The 2,141-nt window shown below is 33.8% G+C and carries 2 protein-coding genes; both read right to left on the bottom strand.

Annotated features, from left to right (window positions below; translation table 11 throughout):
- Nucleotides 1-195: 195 nt before the first annotated feature.
- Nucleotides 196-1,098: a DNA cytosine methyltransferase gene (locus tag AC3DU7_RS17055; protein WP_488040516.1), complete on the bottom strand. Its 903-nt coding sequence runs from the start codon at nt 1,096-1,098 to the stop codon at nt 196-198.
- Nucleotides 1,099-1,466: 368 nt separating this feature from the next.
- Nucleotides 1,467-1,907, bottom strand: a complete 441-nt coding sequence (locus AC3DU7_RS17050) for an Hsp20/alpha crystallin family protein (RefSeq protein WP_488040515.1) — start codon at nt 1,905-1,907, stop codon at nt 1,467-1,469.
- Nucleotides 1,908-2,141: the final 234 nt, after the last annotated feature.

The raw sequence follows: 2,141 nt of genomic DNA, 5'->3' as shown, positions 1-2,141 counted from the left end.
TAGGGGGAAATAATTGATGATTTATGCGTATGGGATTGATTTAATTTTTGATTATAGGAGATGTCTATTATATAACTCCTGCTATTATTGCTAGAGTAAAACGATGAAACCCTATTATAATTGTTCTACCGTAAGCATAGCTTCCTCTAAGGGAAAACATGATATAATTAGCCAGATACATATAGCTGTAAAACCCTAATTTTTCAGATATTCCAAAATACTATTTCCCACATATTCAGCTAACTTCACAGGAACAGCATTACCAATCATTTGTTCTAAATTTGTTTTACAACCTTCCCAAATAAAACCTTCAGGGAATGTCTGTAAATAGCTTCTCTCTATGGTTGTTAATGGTCGAATTTCTGAGGATAATTTCGCTGAGTCTCCTGGATGATTTTGATAAGTTTGAGGAATTGGTCGATTCACTCCTCTGACCGTAGCACTTGGTTCATCAATACTAAATATTGCTCTTCTTTTATAACTTCTGGGATGACGATAATAATGTTTGATTTCTAATTTATCTCCAAAATAATCTTTAACTGTCATCGGTTTTTTTGCTAAATAAGTTTCTAAGTATGGTTCAATTTTTTTGTCTTTATCTCCATAAATTCCAATCAAAAAAAATCTTTTTCTCTTTTGAGGTACGCCACATAAACTTGCATCAATAATTTTTTCACTAATGCCATATCCAGCAGCTTTAAAAATTTCTTTAGTAACTCGATATTTTTTATAATTAATAAATTGACTAACATTTTCCATAACAACAATTTGAGGCAAAATATTAGCCACTATTTGAGCAAAAGAAATAGTTAAATTTCCTCTACCTAAATCTTCATTCCGTTTACCTGCACTAGAGAAGTCTTGACAAGGAGGACCGCCAATAATTAGGTCTGGTTTAACTTTAATAAATGTTTGATAGTTAAAGTCAGTTTTACTCAAATCATATTGATAAATTGGGTGATTAAAATTTTGACGATAGACCTTAATTGCTGGCTCCCAGTTATCAAAAGCAGCAACTATATTAAAGCCTGCATTTTGAAAGCCTAACGACATACCACCACATCCACAGAAAAGGTCAATTACGTTGATTTTGTGCATCTATATTTTGGAGGAGATATCTAATAGGGGTAGGGGTGCGTTACGCTGTCGCTAACGGCACCCTACTCACTCTTTAACATATCAGTAGTAGTAGTAGTAGGGTGTGTGAGTGGAACGAAGTGGAGTATCACGCACCATTTTTGTCATTAGACATCTCCAAAAATCAAAAATAAAATCAATTATCCCACTCTTATTCATCAATTCTTTCTCTCTGCTCCCTTTTTTGGAGGAAATATCTAATAGGGATAGGAGTGCGTTACGCTGTCGCTAACGACACCCTACTCATTCTTTAACATCTATGAATAAATGTTAGGAGCAAACAAATGTTCGCCCCTACTAATTTTTCCTATCTCTATCTAAAGATAATATTAGCCAATATTTACTTTCACAACTTTATTCTTTTCTGCTTCCGCTTTAGGTAAATGTAGATGCAAAATACCATCTTTATATTCAGCTTTTACTTGGTCATTTTGAACTCTGGTAGGTAGAGAAATTATTCGTTGAAAAGCACCATAACGAAATTCAGAACGAGTCATAGCTTTTTCTTCAGTTTTATTTTCCTGACGACGCTCTCCTTTAATTGCTACAGCTTCGGCAGTTACTTGTACATCTACATCTTTAGCTTCTAAACCAGGAATTTCCAGTTTTAACTCAATTGCTTCGTGGTTTTCTTCCATTTCTGCTGCTGGTGTAAATGCTATACCTTTTTCTTCACCGTTTAAATAAGGAGCAAAATTGTCAAAGACACGATTCATTTCTTTCTGTAATGAATCAATTTCACGCCATGGGGAAAAACGTACAATAGCCATAGTTGTTGCCTCCTAAAAAATGTTTTATCTGTGAATTGAATTGATTGTTGTTTCTAATTTTAGTAGAGTTTTGATAGTCCGTAAGTTCGGTTAATTACAGAGATACAATCGCATTTTCCGTACTTCGATTTTTCTGATATTTCGCACCTCTATAGAGATAATATTAGCCAATACTTACCTTCACAACTTTATTCTTTTCTGCTTCCGCTTTAGGTAAATGTAGATGCAAAATAC

This window comes from Okeania sp. (assembly GCF_983059655.1).
Note: the sequence above shows the minus strand (reverse complement) of the source record. Positions and strands in the feature narration are given on the sequence as shown.